Origin of the sequence: Cupriavidus necator A5-1 (assembly GCF_000744095.1) — a bacterium.
Classification (GTDB): Bacteria; Pseudomonadota; Gammaproteobacteria; order Burkholderiales; family Burkholderiaceae; genus Cupriavidus; species Cupriavidus necator_A.
The window spans coordinates 2,176,232-2,199,996 of the sequence record NZ_JQLI01000001.1; the positions used below are offsets into that span (position 1 = coordinate 2,176,232).

12 protein-coding genes are annotated in these 23,765 nt (G+C 65.4%); 10 read left to right on the forward strand and 2 right to left on the reverse strand.

The annotated features are described in order from the left end of the window. The first annotated feature begins 56 nt into the window (after window positions 1-56). Together K307_RS44820 and K307_RS09615 are read left to right on the forward strand one after the other, a co-directional pair. Window positions 57-8,426 (forward strand): beta strand repeat-containing protein, encoded by an 8,370-nt coding sequence (locus K307_RS44820; RefSeq protein WP_063771671.1) that lies wholly within the window; start codon window positions 57-59, stop codon window positions 8,424-8,426. Between the two features lie 157 nt (window positions 8,427-8,583). Next, entirely contained in the window at window positions 8,584-9,936 is a 1,353-nt protein-coding gene (locus K307_RS09615) for a TolC family outer membrane protein (RefSeq protein WP_042877781.1), read from the forward strand. 29 nt (window positions 9,937-9,965) lie between these two features. Here the strand turns inward: K307_RS09615 and K307_RS09620 are convergent, their stop codons facing one another. Next, on the reverse strand, window positions 9,966-11,126 hold the full coding sequence (locus tag K307_RS09620) for an AraC family transcriptional regulator (protein ID WP_042877782.1): 1,161 nt from the start codon (window positions 11,124-11,126) through the stop codon (window positions 9,966-9,968). Window positions 11,127-11,469: 343 nt separating this feature from the next. Between K307_RS09620 and K307_RS09625 the strand changes: the two genes are divergently transcribed. The 8 genes from K307_RS09625 (at window position 11,470) to K307_RS09660 (ending at window position 22,727) form a co-directional block, all read left to right on the forward strand. Further along, entirely contained in the window at window positions 11,470-12,474 is a 1,005-nt protein-coding gene (locus K307_RS09625) for a tripartite tricarboxylate transporter substrate binding protein (RefSeq protein WP_042877784.1), read from the forward strand. 33 nt (window positions 12,475-12,507) lie between these two features. Further along, the gene (locus K307_RS09630; protein WP_042877786.1) at window positions 12,508-14,220 is read left to right on the forward strand and encodes a long-chain fatty acid--CoA ligase; all 1,713 of its coding nucleotides are present in this window, start codon (window positions 12,508-12,510) and stop codon (window positions 14,218-14,220) included. Between the two features lie 38 nt (window positions 14,221-14,258). Next, window positions 14,259-15,242: a Bug family tripartite tricarboxylate transporter substrate binding protein gene (locus K307_RS09635; RefSeq protein ID WP_042877788.1), complete on the forward strand. Its 984-nt coding sequence runs from the start codon at window positions 14,259-14,261 to the stop codon at window positions 15,240-15,242. 23 nt (window positions 15,243-15,265) lie between these two features. Further along, window positions 15,266-16,045, forward strand: coding sequence for an enoyl-CoA hydratase/isomerase family protein (locus K307_RS09640; protein WP_042877789.1), 780 nt, complete (start codon window positions 15,266-15,268; stop codon window positions 16,043-16,045). A gap of 139 nt (window positions 16,046-16,184) precedes the next feature. Then, a complete protein-coding gene (locus K307_RS09645) occupies window positions 16,185-17,372 on the forward strand; it encodes an acyl-CoA dehydrogenase family protein (RefSeq protein ID WP_042877791.1) in 1,188 nt (395 codons plus the stop codon). 435 nt (window positions 17,373-17,807) lie between these two features. Continuing rightward, window positions 17,808-19,730 carry a PrkA family serine protein kinase gene (locus tag K307_RS09650; protein WP_042877793.1) on the forward strand — a complete coding sequence of 641 codons (1,923 nt, stop codon included), beginning with the start codon at window positions 17,808-17,810 and terminating at the stop codon, window positions 19,728-19,730. Window positions 19,731-19,767: 37 nt separating this feature from the next. Then, complete coding sequence (locus K307_RS09655) at window positions 19,768-21,030, forward strand: YeaH/YhbH family protein (RefSeq protein ID WP_042877794.1); 1,263 nt, start codon at window positions 19,768-19,770, stop codon at window positions 21,028-21,030. 146 nt (window positions 21,031-21,176) lie between these two features. After that, window positions 21,177-22,727 (forward strand): SpoVR family protein, encoded by a 1,551-nt coding sequence (locus K307_RS09660; RefSeq protein WP_042877796.1) that lies wholly within the window; start codon window positions 21,177-21,179, stop codon window positions 22,725-22,727. 38 nt (window positions 22,728-22,765) lie between these two features. Here K307_RS09660 and K307_RS09665 read toward each other — a convergent pair whose 3' ends face one another. Then, on the reverse strand, window positions 22,766-23,764 hold the full coding sequence (locus tag K307_RS09665; RefSeq protein WP_042877798.1) for an acyl-CoA dehydrogenase family protein: 999 nt from the start codon (window positions 23,762-23,764) through the stop codon (window positions 22,766-22,768). Window position 23,765 lies beyond the last annotated feature (1 nt).

Below are 23,765 nucleotides of genomic sequence, written 5' to 3' on the forward strand. Positions count from 1 at the left end.
GACAACAAACAAGGCATGGCCACCAGGCCGGCATTCAGGACGGAGAGAGGGAAATCATGGCAACACTGAATGGCACCAACGGCAGCGACAACATCAGCGGCACCACGTCCAGCGACACCATCCTGAGCGGTAACGGCAATGACTATGTCAGCGCTGGCGATGGCAATGATTATGTCGATGCGGGCAACGGTGACGATATCGTCGAAGGCGGCGATGGCAACGACACGCTGCTGGGGGCCAATGGCAAGGACCGCGTATTCGGCGGGCGCGGCAACGATAACCTGTCCGGTGGCAACGGCACCGACGCGGTCTATGGCGGCAGCGGCGATGACGTGATCGGCAGCATCGACGGTTCCTCGGCGCTTTACACCGGCGACAACGGCGGCGATACGCTGTATGGCGACGGCTACGACAGCTACGCCGACTACCAGCTCGGGCGCGGCCATGAGTCGGCCCAGCCGGGTAACGACCGTATCTATGGCGGCAACGGCGACGACCTGATCTACGGGGACAACGGCAACAATGCCGCCCTGGGCGGCAACGACATCATCGCCGGCGGCAACGGCAAGGACACCATCTACGGCGAAGGCGGCGACGACAACATCGGCGGTGGGGGCGGCGGCGATACGCTGAGCGGCGGCAGCGGCGGCGACGTGTTCGTCTACAACGCAGTGTCCGACTCCACGGCCGCCGGTATGGATGTCATCACCGACTTCCAGCGTGGCGCGGACCGCCTCGACCTGCGCCCGGTGCTGGGCAATACCGGCTTTGAGTGGGGTGGGAGCCAGCCCACGTCCCATGGCGCCTGGTTCCAGCAATCGGGCGGCAATACCTATGTCTATGTGGATGTCGACGGCAATCCCGCGACGGCGGAAATGGTCATCAGGCTCAATGGCCTGCACGAGCTGACCAAGTCGGACTTTGCCGGCTACGAGAACCATGCGCCCACTGCCATGGCCGATACCCACGCGATCGGCGAGGACAACTCGCCGAACCCGATCACCGGCAATGTGCTGGCCAATGACAGCGATGTCGACGCTGGCAACGTGCTGGCGGTGGCCAATGCCGGCACGTATGTCGGGCACTACGGCACGCTGACGATCAATGCGGACGGCAGCTACAGCTATATGCTGGATAACGCCAATGGCCAGGTGCAGGCATTGCGGCAAGGCGAGCACGTGCAGGACACGTTCAGCTATGACGTGACCGACGGCCAGGCCGGCGCGGCATCGTCGCTGAGCATCCGGATCAACGGCGCCAATGATGGGGCAACCATCACGGCTTCGGGCAGCCAGGACACGTCCGTGACCGAAGCGGGTGGGGTGGCCAACGGCGTCGCCGGCGACGCCTCGGCCAGCGGCACGCTGACGGTCGGCGATGTCGATGCCGGCGAAGCGCACTTTGCTGCCGTGCCGCCCGCCGGTCTGGTTGGCCACTACGGCACCTTTACCTTCGACAGCAATACCGGCGCGTGGACCTATACGCTGGACAACAGCAAGGCCGACGCATTGACCGCGGGCCAGCAGGTCAGCGATTCGCTGACGGTGGCTTCGGCAGACCTGACTGCGCAGCAGACCATCACGGTCAACATCGTCGGTTCCAACGACCATGCCGCTATCACGGCGTCGGGCAGCGAGGACACGGCGGTGACTGAAGCGGGCGGCGCGGCCAATGCGATCTCAGGCGACGCCTCCGCCAGCGGTACGCTGACCATCAGCGATGTGGATGCCGGCGAAGCGCACTTTTCTGCTGTGCTACCGGGCAGCCTGGCCGGGAAATATGGCAGCTTCACGTTCGACAGCAATACCGGCGCCTGGAGCTATACGCTGGACAACAGCAAGGCTGACGCATTGACCGCTGGCCAGCAGGTCAGCGATTCGCTGACGGTGGTTTCGGCAGACCAGACCGCGCAGCAGACCATCACGGTCAACATCACCGGCGCCAACGACTACGCCACCATCACGGCGTCGGGCAGCGAGGACACGTCGGTGACCGAAGCGGGCGGCGCGGCCAACGGCGTTCTTGGCGATGCCTCCGCCAGCGGCGCGCTGACCGTCAGCGATGTCGATACCGGCGAAGCACACTTTACCGCGGTGCTACCGGGCAGCCTGGCCGGGAAATATGGCAGCTTCACGTTCGACAGCAATACCGGTGCGTGGACCTACACGCTGGACAACAGCAAGGCCGATGGGCTGACCGCTGGCCAGCAGGTCAGTGATTCGCTGACGGTGGCTTCAGCCGACCAGACCGCGCAGCAGACCATCACGGTCAACATCACCGGCGCCAACGACCATGCCACCATCACGGCGTCGGGCAGCGAGGACACGTCGGTGACCGAAGCGGGCGGCGCGGCAAATGCGATTGCTGGCGACGTTTCCGCCAGCGGCACGCTGACGGTCAGCGATGCCGATGCCGGCGAAGCGCACTTTTCTGCCGTCCCGACTGCCAGTTTGCTCGGGCAGTACGGCTTCTTTACCTTCGATACCAATACCGGGGCCTGGACCTATACGCTCGACAACGACAAGGCTGAATCGCTGACAGCAGGTCAGAAGGCCAGCGATTCACTGACGATTGTTTCCGGCGACCAGACTGCGCAGCAGACCATCACGGTCAATATCATCGGCACCAACGACCACGCCGCCATTACAGCGTCGGGTAGCGAAGACACGTCGGTGACCGAAGCGGGCGGGGCGGCCAACGGCGCTCCCGGCGATGCCGCCGCCAGCGGCACGTTGACGGTGAGCGATGTCGACACCGGCGAGGCGCATTTTGCCGCGGTGCCGCCGGCCAATCTGGTCGGGCACTATGGCACCTTCACGTTCGACAGCAATACCGGAGCGTGGACCTACACGCTGGACAACAGCAAGGCTGACGCATTGACCGCTGGCCAGCAGGTCAGCGATTCGCTGACGGTGGTTTCGGCAGACCAGACCGCGCAGCAGACCATCACGGTCAACATCACCGGCGCCAACGACTACGCCACCATCACGGCGTCGGGCAGCGAGGACACGTCGGTGACCGAAGCGGGCGGCGCGGCCAACGGCGTTCTTGGCGATGCCTCCGCCAGCGGCGCGCTGACCGTCAGCGATGTCGATACCGGCGAAGCACACTTTACCGCGGTGCTACCGGGCAGCCTGGCCGGGAAATATGGCAGCTTCACGTTTGACAGCAATACCGGTGCGTGGACCTACACGCTGGACAACAGCAAGGCTGATGCATTGACCGCGGGCCAGCAGGTCAGCGATTCGCTGAAGGTGGCTTCGGCCGACCAGACCGCGCAGCAGACCATCACGGTCAACATCACCGGCGCGAACGACCACGCCACCATCGCGGCATCGGTCAGCGAGGACACCTCGCTGACCGAAGCTGGCGGGGCAGCCAATGCCAATGCCGGAGACGCCTCCGCCAGCGGCACGCTGACCGTCAGCGATGTCGATACCGGCGAAGCACACTTTGCTGCGGTGTCGCCGGCCAGTCTGGTCGGGCAGTACGGCACCTTTACGTTCGACTCCGGTTCCGGTACGTGGACCTACACCCTGGACAACAGCAAGGCTGATGGGCTGACCGCTGGTCAGCAGGCCAGTGATTCGCTGACGGTGGCTTCCGCCGACCAGACTGCGCAGCAGACCATCACGGTCAATATCATCGGCACCAACGACCACGCCGCCATTACAGCGTCGGGTAGCGAAGACACGTCGGTGACCGAAGCGGGCGGGGCGGCCAACGGCGCTCCCGGCGATGCCGCCGCCAGCGGCACGTTGACGGTGAGCGATGTCGACACCGGCGAGGCGCATTTTGCCGCGGTGCCGCCGGCCAATCTGGTCGGGCACTATGGCACCTTCACGTTCGACAGCAATACCGGAGCGTGGACCTACACGCTGGACAACAGCAAGGCTGACGCATTGACCGCGGGCCAGCAGGTCAGCGATTCGCTGACGGTGGCTTCGGCAGACCTGACTGCGCAGCAGACCATCACGGTCAACATCGTCGGTTCCAACGACCATGCCGCTATCACGGCGTCGGGCAGCGAGGACACGGCGGTGACTGAAGCGGGCGGCGCGGCCAATGCGATCTCAGGCGACGCCTCTGCCAGCGGTACGCTGACCATCAGCGATGTGGATGCCGGCGAAGCGCACTTTTCTGCTGTGCTACCGGGCAGCCTGGCCGGGAAATATGGCAGCTTCACGTTCGACAGCAATACCGGCGCCTGGAGCTATACGCTGGACAACAGCAAGGCTGACGCATTGACCGCTGGCCAGCAGGTCAGCGATTCGCTGACGGTGGCTTCGGCAGACCTGACTGCGCAGCAGACCATCACGGTCAACATCGTCGGTTCCAACGACCATGCCGCTATCACGGCGTCGGGCAGCGAGGACACGTCGGTGACCGAAGCGGGCGGCGCGGCCAACGGCGTTCTTGGCGATGCCTCCGCCAGCGGCGCGCTGACCGTCAGCGATGTCGATACCGGCGAAGCACACTTTACCGCGGTGCTACCGGGCAGCCTGGCCGGGAAATATGGCAGCTTCACGTTTGACAGCAATACCGGCGCCTGGAGCTATACGCTGGACAACAGCAAGGCTGACGCATTGACCGCTGGCCAGCAGGTCAGCGATTCGCTGACGGTGGTTTCGGCAGACCAGACCGCGCAGCAGACCATCACGGTCAACATCACCGGCGCCAACGACTACGCCGCCATCACGGCGTCGGGCAGCGAGGACACGTCGGTGACCGAAGCGGGCGGCGCGGCCAACGGCGTTCTTGGCGATGCCTCCGCCAGCGGCACGCTGACCGTCAGCGATGTCGATACCGGCGAAGCACACTTTACCGCGGTGCTACCGGGCAGCCTGGCCGGGAAATATGGCAGCTTCACGTTTGACAGCAATACCGGTGCGTGGACCTACACGCTGGACAACAGCAAGGCTGATGCATTGACCGCGGGCCAGCAGGTCAGCGATTCGCTGAAGGTGGCTTCGGCCGACCAGACCGCGCAGCAGACCATCACGGTCAACATCACCGGCGCGAACGACCACGCCACCATCGCGGCATCGGTCAGCGAGGACACCTCGCTGACCGAAGCTGGCGGGGCAGCCAATGCCAATGCCGGAGACGCCTCCGCCAGCGGCACGCTGACCGTCAGCGATGTCGATACCGGCGAAGCACACTTTGCTGCGGTGTCGCCGGCCAGTCTGGTCGGGCAGTACGGCACCTTTACGTTCGACTCCGGTTCCGGTACGTGGACCTACACCCTGGACAACAGCAAGGCTGATGGGCTGACCGCTGGTCAGCAGGCCAGTGATTCGCTGACGGTGGCTTCCGCCGACCTGACCGCGCACCGGACCATCACGGTCAACATCACCGGCGCCAACGACCACGCCGCCATCACGGCGTCGGGCAGCGAGGACACGTCGGTGACCGAAGCGGGCGGCGCGGCCAATGCGATCGCTGGCGACGTCTCCGCCAGCGGCACGCTGACAGTCAGCGATGTCGATAACGGCGAAGCGCACTTCGCTGCCGTGCCGCCGGACAGTCTGGTCGGGCAGTACGGCACCTTCACCTTCGACAGCAATACCGGGGCGTGGACCTATACGCTCGACAACAGTAAAGCTGACGCGCTGACCGCGGCGCAGCAAGTCAGCGATTCGCTGACCGTCTCATCGGCCGACCTGACCGCACAGCAAACCATCACGGTAAACATCGCTGGCGCTAACGACCATGCCACCATCACGGCGTCGGCGAGCGAAGATACCTCGGTGGCCGAAGCAGGCGGCGCAGGAAACGCCGTCCCTGGCGATGTGTCGGCCAGCGGCACGCTGATCGTCAGCGATATCGACAGGGGCGAAGCGCACTTTGCCGCCGTGGCGCCGGCAAGCCTGGCCGGGCAGTACGGAACTTTCACGTTCGACAGCAGTACCGGAGCGTGGACCTATACGCTGGACAACAGCAAGGCTGACGCGTTGACCGCGGGCCAACAGGCCAGCGATTCGCTGACGGTGGTTTCGGCAGACCAGACCGCGCAGCAGACCATCACGGTCAACATCACCGGCGCCAACGACCACGCCACCATCACGGCTTCGGGCAGCGAGGACACGTCGGTGACCGAATCGGGCGGCGCGGCCAATGCGATTGCTGGCGACGCCTCCGCCAGCGGCACGCTGACAGTCAGCGATGTCGATACCGGCGAAGCACACTTTACCACGGTGCTACCGGGCAGCCTGGCTGGGAAATATGGCAGCTTCACGTTCGACAGCAATACCGGCGCCTGGAGCTATACGCTGGACAACAGCAAGGCCAATGCATTGACCGCAGCCCAGCACGTCAGCGATTCACTGACGGTGGCTTCGTTCGACCATACCGCGCAGCAGACTATCACCGTCAACATCACCGGCGCAAATGACTACGCCACGATCACGTCGTCAGCCAGCGAGGACACCTCGGTGACCGAGGCCGGTGGGGCAGGAAATGCCATTCCCGGCGACCCTTCGGCCAGCGGCACGCTGATCGTCAGCGATATCGATAGCGGCGAAGCGCACTTTGCCACCGTGGCGCCGGCAAGCCTGGCCGGGCAGTATGGGACTTTCACGTTCGACAGCAGTACTGGCGCCTGGACCTACACGCTGGACAACAGCAAGGCCCAGTCCCTCGGCGCGGGCCAGCATGTGACCGACTCGCTGTCCGTGCAGTCGGCCGATCTCACCGCCACCCAGGCGATCACCGTCAACATCACCGGCACCAACGATGCTGCGGTGAACGCCGTGCCCCTGGCGCAGGTGGTCAACGAAGATACGCCATTGGTGTTCCGTACCGCCAACGGCAATGCACTCAGCATATCTGACGTGGACAACGCGAGCCACACCGTGACACTGAGCGCAAGCCACGGCGCGATCACGCTCAGCGGCGTTGCCGGGCTGCAGTTCCTGTCGGGCGACGGCACCGCGGACAGCACCATGACATTCACGGGCAGCGATGCGGCAATCAATGCTGCGCTGAATGGCATGAGCTTCCTTGGCGAGAAAGATTACGCAGGCACTGCATCGTTGCAGATGCAGACCAACGATGGCGCTTCGGTCGATACCGATACGGTGGCGATTGCGCTCAATCCCGTCAACGATGCGCCGGTGGCAGCAGGGGACGTTGTCTATGTATCGAATAGCACCAGCAACATCCTGATTCCGGTGAGCGCGCTGCTTGGCAATGATGTCGATATCGACGGACGAGCCTTGTCTATTACTGCGGTCGATTCCGCCTCCGGCACGGTTTCCGGCCTCAGGCTTGTCACTGAAAGCAATGGCACCTTCATCGAGTTCGACAGTGACAACAAGTCGACGTCGGGCAGCTTCAGCTATACCGTCTCCGACGGCGCAGGTGGCACCAGCACGGCGACGGTGACCGTCAACGTTATGGACAAGAACAGTTCTGCCGGCTTTTCGCTTGAGAATCTCAGTTACCAGGCGTCTTATCTGGATGGTGGCGGCAATTCCGACACCATGACTGGTGCCGGCGTGGGTGACGTCTTCATTGGCGGCGGCGCTGCCGACACCCTCAACGGCGGAACCGGCGACGACGTCTTGCGAGGGGGCGCCAGTAACGATGTCATTGACGGCGGGTTGGGCATCGACATGCTGGATTTCTCCGATGCAACCGGCGCGATCACGTTTAGCCTGACGCAGAGCAGTAGCGGGACCCAGGTCACTCTGGGTGGCGGGCTGGGTAAAGACACCTACAGCAATATTGAGGGGGTGATCGGGTCGGCCTACAACGATACGCTCACCGGCAGCTCCGCCAACGATATTATCCGCGCTGGCGCCGGCAACGACACCATCAATGGCGGTGCGGGCATCGACCTGCTGGATTTCTCCGATGCCACCGGGGCCGTGAATATTTCGCTGACACAGAGCAGCACAGACGCCACGGTGAACCTGAGCGCAGTCGGACTTGGCACGGATACCTACAGGAACATGGAAGGCGTGGTCGGCTCGGCCTTCAGCGACAATCTCATTGGCTCGAGTGGCAACGACGTGCTGCGTGGTGGCGCCGGCGACGACAACCTGGCTGGTGGCAGCGGCAACGATACCCTGATTGGCGGCGCCGGTGTCGACATTCTCACCGGCGGTGCAGGCAGCGATACCTTCGCCTTTCTCCGGGCCGACCCGGCCTCGGTGGACAAGATCACCGATTTTGACCGTGCGCCCGCGGCTGCGGGCGGCGATGTGTTGGATTTGTCTGATCTGCTCTCCGGCGTCACCGTTACCGCTGCCAATGCCGGGCAGTTCGTCCGCCTGTCGGAGGTCGATGGCAATACCGTGGTCAGCCTGGACCGCGATGGCAGTGGCACGGCCGCCGCATTCCAGGACGTTGCCGTGCTGCAGGGCGTGGTAGGGCTGGATCTCAACACGCTGTTGAGCAACGGCAATATCCACACGGTCTGAGGCGTACGGCCGGTGGCGGGTTCAGAAAGGAAACAGCAGCACGGCAGCAACCGGACTCCGGTGAAGTTAAAAACCATAATAAACGGGTAGCGCACCGCTTTCCGTATCGCGCAGGCAAGCCGATACGCGGCAGCGGGTGCGCCCGAGTGGGGGAAGCATGACAACGACAGGGTGCCGGCTGGCACACGTACTGCTATGGGCTGCCATGGTGGTGCCGCATCACGCGGCAGCCCAGGCGCTGCGCCAGGCAGTCGAGCAAGCCGTGCACACCAATCCCGAAGTGCTCGCGGCGGGCAGCCGCCGGCTGGCCGCGGACGAGGGGTTGACGCAGGCGCGCGCCGGCTACCTGCCGCGCGTCGATGTCAACGCCGCCACCGGCCGCGTCCGCCTGGACAGCCACAGCACGCGCCTGATGGGCCTGTCCGATGCTTCCTATGCCAGCCACGCGGCCGGCGTGACGATCTCGCAGATGCTGTTCGACGGCTTTGCCACCAGCAGCGACGTGGAGCGCCAGGGCGCACGGATCGACGGCGCGGCTTACCGGGTCGGTGCGACGGCCGAAGACATCGCGCTGCGCACGGTCGGCGTCTACGTGGAGGTGCTGCGCCGCCAGGAAACGGTAGCCATCGGCGTGGCCAATCTGGAAGCGCACCAGCACATCTACGACCAGATCCGGCTTGGCGCCGACAACGGGGTGCTGCGCCGTGCCGACCTGTACCAGGCCGAGAGCCGCCTGGCGCTGGCCAAGGCCAGCCTGCGGGCCGAGCAGGGCAGCCTGCAGGACGCGGTGACGGCGTTCCTGCGCGTGGTCGGCGCGACGCCGCAGGCATTGTCCAGGCCGGAATCGCTGTCGGCGGTATTGCCCGCCACCGAACGGGAGGCGCAGCAGGTGGCAAGCGCCAGCCATCCCGCGTTGGGTGCCGGGCAGGCCGATATCGCCGAAGCGCAGGCCGGCCGCTCGCTGGCCAAGGCGGCGCTGTGGCCGAGGCTGGATCTGGAGGTCGGCGTGGCGCGCGACCGTGACCGCGTGCTCGGCACCACCGACGAGCGCAGCGTGATGCTGCGCGTGCGCTACAACCTGTTCCGTGGCAATGCCGACAAGGCGCGCATCAATGAGGCCGGCTACCAGGTACAGGAAGCCGAACAGAACCTGGACCGGCTGCGCCGGCAGGTGCAGGAAAGCGTGTCCCAGGCCTATAACGCCTACCTGACCGCGCAGGACCGGCTGGCGAGCCTCGGGCAATACGTCGAGGCCAGCGATGCCACGCGCCTCAGCTACGGCAAGCAGTTCCGGATCGGGCAGCGCAGCCTGCTTGACCTGCTCAATGCCGAGAACGAGTACTTCAGCGCCCGCACCGCCTTCGTGACCGGCCAATACACCGAGCTGGCCAGCCAGTACCGCATCCTTGCCGGCATGGGCTTGCTGCTGGCGACGCTGCAGGTGCCGCTGCCCCGGGAGGGGATGATCCAGGTCGGCCAACGGACCGGGTCGACGGCCGGCCAGCGCTAGCGCGCGGCCGCCTGCCGCAGAAGCTTGCCTCAGCCCGGCACGCCCTCGCCCCGCATCCCCCGCAGGCGGTACTCGCCCGGGGCCACGCCCGTCCATTTCTTGAACGCGCGATGGAAGGTGCTCGGCTCCGAGAAGCCGAGCCGCAGCGCCACATCCTGCAGCGTCATGCCCGGCCGTTCCAGCATGCCGATGGCGACGTCGCGGCGCAGGCTGTCCTTGATGCTCTGGTAGCCGCGGCCTTCGTCGCGCAGCCGGCGGCGCAGGGTCTGCGGCGTCAGCCGCAGCAACTGGGCCATTTGCTCCAGCGAGGGCAGTTCGTCGTCCAGGTGCGAGCGCAGGTGCTGGCGGATGCGCTCGGCCAGGCAGCAGTTGTCGCGGTAGCGGATCAGCAGGTTGCGCGGGGTCTCGCACAGGAACTCGCGCAGGCTGGCGGCGTCCTGCATCACCGGCAGGCGCAGGCAGGCGGCGTCGAAATGCAGTGCGGTGACGGGCTGGCCGTAGTGCACGGCGGCCTTGAACACGCGCTCGGTGTCGGTGCCGCCCTGCGAGGGCGCGGCGCTCAGGTCGACGCGGCGCAGCGGGATATGCTGCGCCACCAGCCAGCTGACCAGCGCATAGCCATGGAAGACAAAGGTCGACTCGGCAAAGCTGCGGCAGGCCGAGGCCGGCACGCGCGGGTGCAGCTCCACCGTGGCGGTCTGGCCGTCGGCGCTCAGGTGCAGGCGCGGCGCGAAGGCGTCGACATGCAGCCGGTACAGGCGCATCCCGGTGCGGATGGCGTCTTCGAGCGTGGCGCAGTGGACCAGGCTGGCGCAGACCTGGGCGAACACGCCCGGCGTGACCGGCCGGTCCAGCAAGCCCCACAGCTCGTCGCGCGTGACGCGGCGCAGCGTGCGGATCAGCGCGGCGTACTGGCCCTGGGTAACGCGCGCGCTGGGCGAGGCCAGCAGGGCCGGCGAAATGCCGGCGCGGCGCAGCAGCGCGTCGATGTCCAGGCCGAGCCGCCGCGCGCCCAGCAGGATGTGGTCGACATGCTTGGTCGCGATGGTGTGGCGCGCCGGCGTGACCGTGGCGGGCGACGGCTCGGCAGGTCGAACCAGAGGCTTGTCCAGCGGGGCCGGCAGCGGACCGGCGATGTGCAGCTTACCCCGCACGGGCGGTCGGTGCGATGACAGGGCGGCGCTATGCATGGGTCTCCTGGTCGGGGTGACGCGCCGGCGCCAGGTAGGGCGCGGCGGTCATATTCGCGGGCTTGGCCGGTTTTTTTGCCACCTTAGCAAGCCGCGCGCGCACCGCACAATCGGGATTTGCCAAAGGCTGTCTTCCGCCTGAACGATTCGGCCAATCATTTTGGCGGGTCTGGTCATTGTCCAAGCACTGCAGCATCGCGCACTCTCCGGCTCATAACACGGACACCTGCGGGCAGCACTGCCCGCACGCCGACAAGAGAAGGCTGGCACGCACCGGCCAGGCGGGACGCAAAAAGGGGCCAGAGCCCCGCGCCCGCTTCCAGACACCAAAGGAGACAAGCCCATGCAGGAAAATCGTCGTAATGCATTGCGGCGCCTCAGCGCCGGGGTCATGACCGTAGCCGCCGCCGCGGCCGGGATGCTGGCCACAGGTGCCGCCTGGGCACAGGGCGAGTTCCCGTCGAAGCCGGTGCGCCTGGTGGTGCCATACCCGGCCGGCGGCGCCACTGACGTGCTGGCGCGCGCGCTGGCCGACGGCCTCGGCAAGGCCTGGAAGCGCCCGGTGGTGGTAGAGAACCGCCCCGGCGCCAGCAGCATGATCGGCTCCGAAGCGGTGGCCCGCGCCGAAGCCGACGGCCACACCGCGCTGCTGACCATTACCACGCTGGTGCAGGCGCCCAGCCTCTACAGCAAGCCGCCGTTCGACCCGGTCAAGGATCTTGTCGCGGTGTCAGAGCTGGGCACCACCAACCTGGTGTTTGCCGTGCACAGCTCGGTGCCGGCCAACAACCTGAAGGAATTCATCGAACTGGTCCGCTCCAGGCCCAAGCAGTTCTCCTACGGCTCCTACGGCACCGGCTCGAGCGGCCACCTGTATGGCGAGATCTTCAAGGAGTCGGCCAAGCTCGACATGGTGCACGTCTCGTACAAGGGCGAGGCGCCCGAGCTGAACGACCTGCTCGGCGGACAGGTGCCCGCCGCGATCATCTCGGTGATGGGCGCCAAGCCGCATAACGCCACCGGACGCCTGCGCGCGCTGGCGGTCACCGGCGGCGGCCGCTCGCCGCACCTGCCGGACGTGCCCACCTTCCGCGAAGCGGGCGTGGCCGGCATGGACGGGCAGGGCTGGTTCGGCCTGTTCTTGCCCGCCGCCACGCCGCGGCCCATCGTCGACAAGTTCTCGGCCGACGTCAACCGCATCCTCGCCCAGCCCGACGTGCGCAAGCGCATGAACGACCTGGGCATCGTGCTGACCGGCAGCACGCCCGATGCCTTCGCCCAGGTCGTCCAGGCCGACTACGCCCGCTGGGGCAAGGTCATCCGCGTCAACAACATCCGCCTGGATTGAGCCCTGATTGATTCACCTGCTGATCTGCCGCATATGAAGCCTGCTACAAGTCACCACCAGCCGTTCCGCTCTCCTGCCTGGCCCCCCGGCCTGCCGGCCACGCTGCATACGCCGCGCACCAGCCTGTTCTACAACGTCGAGGCCGCGGCGCGCCGCTATCCGGACAAGACCGCGATCCAGTATTTCGGTACCGCGATCACGTACGCGCAGCTCCAGGACGAGATCGAACGCATGGCGGGCTACCTGCAGCAGGCCTGCGGCATCCAGCCGGGCGACCGCGTGGTGCTGTTCAGCCAGAACTGCCCGCAGTACATCATTGCCTACTACGCGATCCTGCGCGCCGAGGGCGTGGTGGTGCCGGCCAACCCGATGTGGCTGGAGGCCGAACTGGCCCACGTGGTTGACGATAGCGGCGCGGTGGCCGCCTTTGCCGGCAGCGAGCTCTACCAGCGCATGGCGCCGCTGCACGGCCCGGCGCTGCGCCATGTGATCGTGCACGACTACGCCGGCATGCTGCGCGAGCACGGTGGCCTGCCGGTGCCGGACTGGCTGTGCGAGCCCGCGCCCGCGCTGCAGGCCGCGTCGTCTGGCGCGATGCCGGTGGCGTGGCACGCAGCGAGCGCGGCCGGGCATCGCCCGCTGCCGCACCAGGCCGGCTACGACACGCTGTGCATGCTGGCCTATACCTCCGGCACCACCGGCAACCCCAAGGGCTGCATGCATACCCACGGCACGCTGATGACCGCGGCGGTGGGCTCGCAGATCTGGCGCAGCAGCACGCCCGAGGCGGTGGTGCTGGCGGTGGCGCCGATGTTCCACCTGCTCGGCATGCAGAACTGCATGAACTCGCCGCTATATCTCGGCGCCACCGTGGTGCTGATGCCGCGCTGGGACCGCGCGCTGGCCGCCGACCTGATCGAGCGCTACCGCGTCTCGGTCTGGGGCGCGCCGCCGGCGATGCTGGTGGACTTCTTCGCGCAGCCCGACCTGGGCAGCCGCGACCTGTCGAGCCTGGCCTACCTCGGTGGCGGCGGCGCGGCCATGCCGGACGCGGTCGCCAACATGCTGCAGGAGCGCTTCAACCTGCCGTACGTCGAAGCCTATGGCATGACCGAGACCGCGTCGTTCCTGCTCTCCAACCCGCGCCACAAGCCCAAGCGCGAGTGCCTGGGCATCGCCACCTTTGGCGTCGATGCGCGCGTGATCGACCCGGAGACGCTGCAGGAACTGCTGCAGGGCCAGACCGGCGAGATCGTCGCCCACGGCGGCCAGGTGATGCTCGGCTACTGGGGCAACCCGGAGGCCAACGAGGCTTCGTTTATCGAGCTCGACGGCAAACGCTTCCTGCGCACCGGCGACCTGGGCTTCATGGACGAAGAGGGCTACTTCTTCATGCGCGATCGCCTCAAGCGCATGATCAACGCCTCCGGCTTCAAGGTGTGGCCGGCCGAGGTGGAGAACCTGCTGTACGCGCACCCTGCCATCCACGAGGCCTGCGTGATCGCCGCGCGCGACGAGCGCCGCGGCGAGACCGTCAAGGCCGTGGTGGCACTGCGCCCCGAAGCGCGCGGCACCGCCGGGGCCGATCCGGAAAGCATCATGGCCTGGTGCCGCGAGCGCCTGGCCGCGTACAAGGTGCCGCGCATCGTCGATCTTGTCGATGCGCTGCCCAAGTCCGCCACCGGCAAGATCCAGTGGCGCGCCCTGCAGGAACGCGAGATGCAGGCGGACAACCCGCGCGCCTGAGCCTCGCCGCGACATAAAGAAAGAAAGAGAGAGACAGCATGCAGCAGAGCAGACGCAACTGGCTGGCGCAGGCCGGCACCCTGGCCGGCGCGGCCGTCCTTGGCAGCGCGGGCACGGCCCTGGCGCAGCAGCCGTATCCGAGCAAGCCGATCCGCATGATCGTGCCGTACCCGGCCGGCGGCGGCACCGACACCGTGGGGCGCCTGATCGGCCAGCGCCTGGCCGAGAGCCTGGGCCAGCCGGTGGTGGTGGAGAACAAGCCCGGCGCCAGCGGCATGCTCGGCAACGACATGGTCGCCAAGGCGCCGGCCGACGGCTACACCATTCTGCTGGCGATCACCGCGCTGATCCAGTCACCCAGCCTGTACAAGCGCATGCCGTACGACGTGGCCAGGGACTTCACGCCGGTGTCGCTGATCGCCAAATCGTCGGACCTGTTCGTGGTGCCCAACCGCGTGCCGGCCAACAACTTGCGCGAGTTCCTGGCGCTGGCCAAGGCGGGCAAGCTCAGCTACGGCTCTTATGGCAACGGTACCTCGTCGCACCTGCATGGCGAGCTGCTCAAGCAGCAGGCCGGTATCGAGCTGACCCACATCCCGTACAAGGGCGCAGCGCCGCTGATCAGCGACCTGCTCGGCGGGCAGGTGGACTCGGCCTTCGTCGACGTGACCTCGGCCAACGCGCACCTGACCAGCAACAAGTTCAAGATCCTTGGCATCACCGGCAGCCAGCGCTATAAGGCGTTGCCCAATGTGCAGACCTTCACCGAACTCGGCTTGCCGGGCTTCGAGCCCAATGGCTGGTTCGGACTGTTCCTGCCGGGCGGCGCGCCCAAGGACGTGACCGCGAAGCTGGCGGCCGAGACCGCGCGCATCGTGCGCCTGCCCGAGGTGACGCAGAAGCTGGCCGGCATGGGCCTGCAACCGGTGGGGTCGACGCCGCAGGAGCTCGCCACGGTGGTCAGCGGCGACACGCCCAAGTGGGCCAAGATCGTGCGCGACGCCAACATCCAGCTCGACTGAGCCAGCCTTTCCGGAGTGCATCCATGGAATACATCCGCTTTGCCGTCGAGGATGGGATCGCCACCCTGACCCTCGACTTCCCCGCGCGCCGCAATGCGCTGTCCATCCCCATGCGCGGCGAGATCGGGGAAGTGATTCGGCAGGTACGTGCCGACGAAAACGTGCGCGCGCTGATCCTGACAGGCGCCGGCACGGAATTCTGCTCGGGCGGCGATATCAGCTCGATGCAGACCGAAATGAGCGCGCCGCAGGGGCGCCGCCGCCTGCAGCAGGCGCACGGCTGGCTGGAAGACCTGATCCAGCTCGATGTGCCGGTGATTGCCGCGGTCGACGGCGCCGCCTATGGCGCCGGCTTCAGTCTGGCGCTGACCGCCGACATCATCCTGGCGACACCCCGGGCGCGCTTCGGCCTGCCGTTCCTGCGCATGGGGCTGATCCCGGATTGTGGCGTGTTCTACACGCTGCCGCGGATTGTCGGCGTGCAGCGCGCCAAGGCACTGATGTTCTCGATGAAGGAGCTCAGTGCCGCGGAAGCGCAAAACCTTGGCATCGTCATGGAAATCGTGCCACAGGAAAGCCTGAGCGCGCGTGCGCAGGCGCTGGCGCGCGCTTTCACCGAAGCCTCGCCGGTGGCGGTCGGCCTGACCAAGCAGGCGTTGAACGCCTCGCTGAACCAGGACCTGCACACCATGCTGGCGATGGAAGCGGACGGGCAGGGCATCGCCTTCTCCACCGACTACCGGATGGAAGCCGCCAACCGCTTCATGGCCAAGCAACCGCTGCGCTATCGCTGGCCCGACTGACTGGACGCGCCGGCCGGTTGATGCATTGCAGCAGCCGGTCGGTTCGCCATCGCACCGTTTACGTATACAGGCATGCGGCCGGCAGGACCGGCTCCGCGGCCTTCCGACTCCTCGTTTACCCTTGCATCAGCACACCAATATGGGATCCCACGACCAGCACGCGGCGCCCGCCGCACGCCAGACCCCCTGGATGACCGAAGACCTGGCCATGTTCCAGGAAACCGTACGCCGCTTCGTCGAGCGCGAACTGGCGCCGAACGAGGCCCGCTGGGCCGAACAGGGCTATATCGACCGCGACATGTGGCGCCGCGCCGGCCAGGCCGGCATCCTGTGCGCCAGCCTCCCGGAGGAGTACGGCGGCGGCGGGGGCAGCTTTGCGCACGAGGCCGTGATCACGCGCGAGATGGCGCGCGCCATCTGCACCAGCCTGGGCAACAACGTGCACAGCGGCATCGTGGCACATTACGTGCTCAACTACGGCACCGAGGCGCAGAAGCGCAAATGGCTGCCACAGATGGCCAGCGGCCAGATGGTGGCCGCCATCGCCATGTCGGAACCTGGCGCGGGTTCCGACCTCAAATCGGTACGCACCCGCGCGGTGCGGGAACAGACCCAGAACGGAGACTGCTATCGCATAAACGGTGCAAAGACTTTTATTACGAACGGTTACCACGCCGACCTGGTTTGCCTGGTCGCCAAGACCGATCCGCAGGCCGGCTCGCGCGGCGTCTCGCTGATCATGATCGAGACGCGCGACCTGCCGGGCTTCCGCCGCGGGCGCATCCTGGAGAAGATCGGGCAGAAGGGCCAGGACACCGCCGAACTCTTCTTCGACGACGTGCTGGTGCCATGCGAGAACCTGCTCGGCGAGCAGGAGGGCCAGGGTTTTTATCAGCTCATGCAGCAGCTGCCGCAGGAGCGGATGATCATCGCCCTCGGCGCGACCGCGTCGATGCAGCGCGCGATCGAGCTCACCACTGAATATGTGCGCGAGCGCAAGGTGTTCGGCCAGCCGCTGGCGAACCTGCAGAACACGCGTTTTCGCCTGGCCGAATGCAAGACCGAGGCGACCATCGCCGCGACTTTCGTCGACGACTGCATGATGCGGCTGATGGCGGGCACGCTCGACGCCGCCACCGCGGCGATGGCGAAGTGGTGGTGCACGCAGAAGAACTGCGAGATCATCGACGAGTGCCTGCAGTTGCACGGCGGCTACGGCTATATGCTGGAATACCCGATCGCGCGAATGTACGCCAACGCACGTGTGGGCAAGATCTACGGCGGCTCCAACGAGATCATGAAGGAGCTGGTGGCGCGCACGCTCTGACGCGCTTCGCTATCAGCAGTGTCCGCGTGCTAGTGCGCGCAGAAGCAAATTCTGAAACTGAGCGAAAGCCGGCACCTGTGCCCGGCTTTTGTGCTTCCGGTTACAAAACCGGCTGTGCACGCTTGGCGGGAAAGGTGTAAGGTGTGTCACAAGCATAGTCAATGGCCCGTCGCGTGCGGGGGCGAAGCGCAGAGCGGAAATCAGCCAAAAGCTGACAGCGAAATCCGGCAGAAAATGCAGCACAGAAACAGCCGTTGCATGGATGCACGATTCGTCAACTCGGCCTCCACCATCGCCGTTATTTGACTATGATGAAGTAAAGACTTCGCAACATGACAGGTGGCCAGGCCGGGGTGGTGCACCGCCAAAGTTGGGGTGAAGTCTTTGGGGTAGAACTACCTTCGCCTCGGACGTGGACTCTGACGGGAGTGAGGTATGGACATTTTCGGCCACTACGCTACGCGCTTCGAAGCTCGCAAGGAAGAGGAATACACCATCCAGGAATACCTGGAAATCTGCAAGAAGGATCCTACTGCCTACGCGACCGCTGCCGAGCGCATGCTTGCCGCGATCGGCCAGCCTGAACTGGTGGATACCCATCATGACCCCAGGCTGTCCCGACTGTTCTTCAACAAGGTCATCCGCATCTATCCGGCCTTCCGCGATTTCTACGGCATGGAGGACACGATCGAGCAGATCGTCTCGTTCTTCAAGCACGCGGCGCAGGGCCTGGAAGAGCGCAAGCAGATCCTGTATCTGCTCGGGCCTCCTGGCGGCGGCAAGTCCTCGCTCGCGGAGAAGCTCAAGGCGTTGATGGAGCAGATCCCCATCTACGCGCTCAAGGGGTCGCCGATCCATGAGTCGCCGCTGGGCCTGTTCGCGCCGGAAGAAGACGGCAAGATCCTCGAAGAGGATTACGGCATTCCGATCCGCTACCTGAACACCATCGCCTCGCCTTGGGCGGTGAAGCGCCTGCATGAGTTCAACGGCGACATCACCAGGTTCCGCGTGGTCAAGCTGCGCCCGTCGGTGCTGTCGCAGATCGCGATCTCGAAGACCGAGCCGGGCGACGAGAATAACCAGGACATCTCGTCGCTGGTGGGCAAGGTGGACATCCGCAAGCTCGAGGACTTCCCGCAGGACGATCCGGACGCGTACTCGTATTCCGGCGGCCTGTGCCTGGCCAACCGCGGCCTGCTCGAGTTCGTCGAAATGTTCAAGGCCCCGATCAAGGTGCTGCACCCCCTGCTGACCGCGACGCAGGAAGGCAACTACAAGGGCACTGAAGGCTTCGGCGCGATCCCGTTCGATGGCATCATCCTGGCGCACTCGAACGAGGCGGAGTGGACGACCTTCAAGTCGGACAAGAACAACGAGGCATTCCTGGACCGTATCTACATCGTCAAGGTGCCATACGTGCTGCGCGTGTCCGACGAGGTGAAGATCTACGACAAGCTGCTGCGCTGCAGTTCGCTGTCGGCTGCGCCGTGTGCGCCCAACACGCTGAAGATGATGGCGCAGTTCGCGGTGCTCACTCGCATCAAGGAGCCCGAGAACTCGAACGTCTTCTCGAAGATGCGCGTCTATGACGGCGAGAGCCTGAAGGACGTGGACCCGAAGGCGAAGTCGTACCAGGAGTACCGCGACTATGCCGGCATCGACGAGGGCATGAACGGGCTGTCGACGCGCTTCGCGTTCAAGGTCCTGTCCAAGGTCTTCAACTTCGACAACACCGAAGTGGCGGCCAACCCGGTGCACCTGTTGTACGTGCTCGAACAGCAGATCGAGCGCGAGCAGTTCCCGCCGGAACAGGAAGCCAAGCTGCTCTCGCACATCAAGGAGTACCTGACCACGCCGTTCGTGGAGTTCATCGGCAAGGAGATCCAGACCGCGTACCTGGAGTCGTATTCCGAATATGGCCAGAACATCTTCGACCGCTATGTAGTGTTCGCCGACCTGTGGATCCAGGACCAGGAGTACCGAGATCCGAATACCGGTGAAATCCTCGACCGCAACGCGCTGAACGACGAGCTGGAGAAAGTGGAAAAACCCGCGGGTATCTCCAACCCGAAGGACTTCCGCAATGAGATCGTCAACTTCGTGCTGCGGGCGCGGGCCAACAACAGTGGCAAGAACCCGGTCTGGACCAGCTATGAAAAGCTGCGGATGGTGATCGAGAAGCGCATGTTCTCCACCACGGAGGACCTGCTGCCGGTGATCTCGTTCAACGCCAAGTCTTCTCGCGAAGACCAGGACAAGCACGAGAACTTCGTCAACCGCATGGTCGAGAAGGGGTACACGCCCAAGCAAGTGAGACTTCTGGTGGAGTGGTATCTGCGCGTAAGAAAATCATCGTAACGGCGCCGCGGAAACAGTCTCTCAACGAGGGCAACATATGGCTACGGTCATCGATCGGCGCGAGAACGGCGGCAACAAGAGTGCCGTCAACCAGCAACGCTTCATCAAACGCTACCGCGAACAGATACGGCAGGCGGTGGCAAAGGCGGTGTCCGGCCGGAAGATCATGGACATCGAGCAGAGCGGCCAGGTGTCCATTCCGGTCAAGGACATCTCCGAACCGATCTTCCACCACGGCGCGGGCGGGCGGCGCGAGTGGATTCACCCTGGCAACAAGAAGTTCGTCAAGGGTGATTCCTTCGACCGCCAGCAGCAGGGCGGTGGCGGGACCGGTTCGCGGGCCAGCGACAGCGGCGAGGGCGAGGACGATTTCGTCTTCACGCTGTCGCGTGAAGATTTCCTGAACTTCTTCTTCGAGGACATGGCGCTGCCGGACCTGGCCAAGCGCCACCTCGCCAAGATCGCCGAGGTGCGCAAGGTGCGCGCCGGCTATTCCATCGACGGCACGCCTTCCAACCTGTCGATCCTGCGCACCATGCGCAGCTCGATCGGGCGGCGCATCGCGTTGTCCAGCCCCTACCAGAAGCGCCTGCGCGAGCTGGAGCTGGCCTACGCCGAGGCGCTGGAAAAGGACGGCCCCTACGCCGAAGGCACGCTCGAGCTGATGGAGAGGATGCGGCACCTGCGTGCCTGCATCGACCGCGTGCCCTTTATCGAGAAGCTCGACCTGCGCTACAACAACCGTGTGCTCAAGAAGCGCCCGCAGGCCCAGGCGGTGATGTTCTGCCTGATGGACGTGTCTGGCTCGATGGACGAGAGCCGCAAGGACCTGGCCAAGCGCTTCTTCATGCTGCTGTACCTGTTCCTGAAGCGCAACTACGAGCGCATCGACGTGGTGTTTATCCGGCATCACACAGTGGCCAAGGAAGTCGAAGAGGAAGACTTCTTCCACTCGCGCGAGTCCGGTGGTACCGTGGTGTCCAGTGCGCTGAAGCTGATGGTGGAAGTGGTCCACGACCGCTATCCGCCCAGCCAGTGGAACATCTACTGCGCGCAGGCCTCCGACGGCGACAACTGGGCTGGCGATTCCGAACTGTGCGGACGCCTGCTGCGCGAGTCGATCCTGCCGCTGGTGCAGTACTACGCATACGTGGAAGTGGCGTCCGAGGAGCCGCAGAACCTCTGGGAAGAGTACCTGACGGTCAAGAACCAGTTCGACCACTTTGCGATGCAGCGCATCATCGGTGCGGACGAGATCTACCCGGTGCTGCACGACCTGTTCCAGAAGCGCGCGGCGTAGACTGGCATCGATGCAGGTCTTCCAGCCGGAAGGCCACAGTGAAGGCAATGGCGCGATAATTCGGCACGGTTGGCTGACCACGCGGCGCGGCGATGCCGTGCGCGCCGGACAGGTCTGCCGCCTTGCCCGGGCAACAAGGGGCGAAGATGGCTTATCTCTCCACGGGTTCGGAATGGACCTTCGAGCTGATCAACCGGTATGACCGCGAGATCGCCCGCATCGCCGGCGAATTCGGGCTGGATACCTATCCCAACCAGATCGAGATCATCACCGCCGAGCAGATGCTCGACGCCTACGCGTCGGCGGGGTTGCCGGTCGGCTACAACCACTGGTCCTACGGCAAGCACTTCCTGGCCTCCGAGCGCAGCTACCAGCGCGGCCATATGGGGTTGGCCTACGAGATCGTCATCAACTCCAACCCCTGCATCGCCTACCTGATGGAGGAGAACACCATGCCGATGCAGGCGCTGACGATCGCGCATGCCTGCTACGGCCATAACTCCTTCTTCAAGGGCAATTACCTGTTCCGCACCTGGACCAACGCGGACGCCATCGTCGACTACCTGCTGTTCGCCAAGAACTACGTGGCCGAGTGCGAGCAGCGTTACGGCGAACGGGAGGTGGAACTGCTGCTGGACTCTTGCCATGCCTTGCAGAACTACGGCGTGGACCGCTACAAGCGGCCCAAGAAGCTGTCCATCACCGAAGAAAAGGCGCGCCAGGCCGATCGCGAAAACTACCTGCAGATGCAGGTCAACGACTTGTGGCGCACGCTGCCCAAGCACCGGCCGCATGCGCTGGCTTCGGACGACGACTCGACGGAGTCGGATATCAACTTCCCGCCAGAGCCGCAGGAGAACCTGCTGTACTTCATCGAGAAGAACGCGCCCAAGCTGGCACCGTGGCAGCGCGAGATCGTGCGCATCGTGCGCAAGATCGCACAGTACTTCTACCCGCAGCGCCAGACCAAGGTGATGAACGAAGGCTGGGCCACGTTCTGGCACTACACCATCATCAACCAGCTCTACGAGGAAAAGCTGGTCAACGACGCGTTCATGATGGAGCTGCTGCAGGCCCACACCAACGTGATCTACCAGCCGCCGTACCACAGCCCGTACTACAGCGGCATGAACCCGTACACGGTGGGCTTCCTGATGTTCCAGGACCTGCGCCGCATGTGCGAGCATCCGACGGAAGAGGACTACCGCTGGGCGCCCGAGATCGCCGGCACTGACTGGCACACCACGCTCGACTTCGCCATGCGCAACTTCAAGGACGAGAGCTTCCTGCTGCAGTTCCTGTCGCCGCGCGTGATCCGCGAACTCAAGCTGTTCTCGGTGCTGGACGACGACCGCGAAGGCAAGCTGCGCGTCACCGCGATCCACGACGACGAAGGCTACCGCGCGATCCGACAGCTGATGGCGGCGCAGTATGACCTGTCGAGCATGGAGCCCAATATCCAGGTCACCAATGTCGATGTCGGCGGCGACCGCTCGCTGACGCTGCGGCACCTGCAGAACGACCGCCGGCCGCTGGCGCACAACTTCGACGAGGTGATACGGCACGTGACGCGGCTGTGGGGCTTCACGGTGCGGCTCGAGGTTGCGTATGAGGACGGCCGCACCGAACTCAAATACGAGTGCAAGCCTGAACGCAAGCACCGCCGGCCACATGGCGGCCTGAGCCTGGCCGCCTAATTGGCTGACTCGCTGGCGGGCTGGCGCCCGCCAGCGACTTACGCGGCCTGCGCGGGCTCGCTCCAGCTCCGCACAAGTTCCACCGCGTTGCGGCCTTCGCTGGCACACACTTCCTCGCCGAGCACCCGGCTCCACCACCGCTCCGAACCGTCCGCCACGCGCCACGCGTGCAGGCGGCGCGTATAGAGTTGCAGGTCGTACTCCTCCGTAATCCCGATCGCGCCGTGCACGGCGTGGGCGATGGCCGCCACCGGCGTCACCGCATCGCTCGCGCGCAGCTTGCCGAAGGCCGCGCGCAGCGGGTCGGGCTCGCCGGTACTGCTGTCGCAAGCCAGTTGTGCGGCGACGCGCGCTGCGGCGACATGCTCGGCCATCTCGCTGACCTGGTGCTGGATCGCCTGGAACTTGCCGATGGCGCGGCCGAACTGCTGGCGGTCGTTGGCGTATTGCAGCGTCAGGTCGAGCACGCGCGACAGCGCACCGGCCAGTTGCGCGGCGTGCAGGCAGGCGCCGAGCGTGCGCAGCGTGCCTTCCGGCAGCGTGAAGGCCGCCGGCGCTACGCCATCGGGGCGTGGCACTCGCAGCGTCAGGTCGGCGTGCGTTCCGGTGGCCTGGGCGTGCGCGTCGGCCGCAGACAGCAGCAGGCAGCGCTCGCCATCCTGCAGCAGGAACCACTGCGCGTGGCGCGCGTCCGCAACCAGCGCTGCGGCGGCATCGTTTTCAAAGCCGGCGAGGGCGATCGGGCCGGCGGGCAGGGCGATGCCATTGACGTGCAGCAGCGCGCGCGCAAAGATCGTCTGCGCGAGCGGCAGCGGCAGGGCGTGGTGGCCAGTGACAAAGAGCACCGGCGCCAGTTCGCGCAGCGGCAGCGCGGCGCCGCCGGCGGCTTCGGGCAGCAGGCAGTCGGCAAAGCCGCTGTCCAGCAACGCTTGCCACAGCGGCTGCGGATCGGCCTGGTGTTCCAGCGCGCGCACCGTGGCGGGCGGGCAGCAGTCGCGCAGCAGCGCATCGAGGGCGTGGGAGTAGGCGTTATGCATG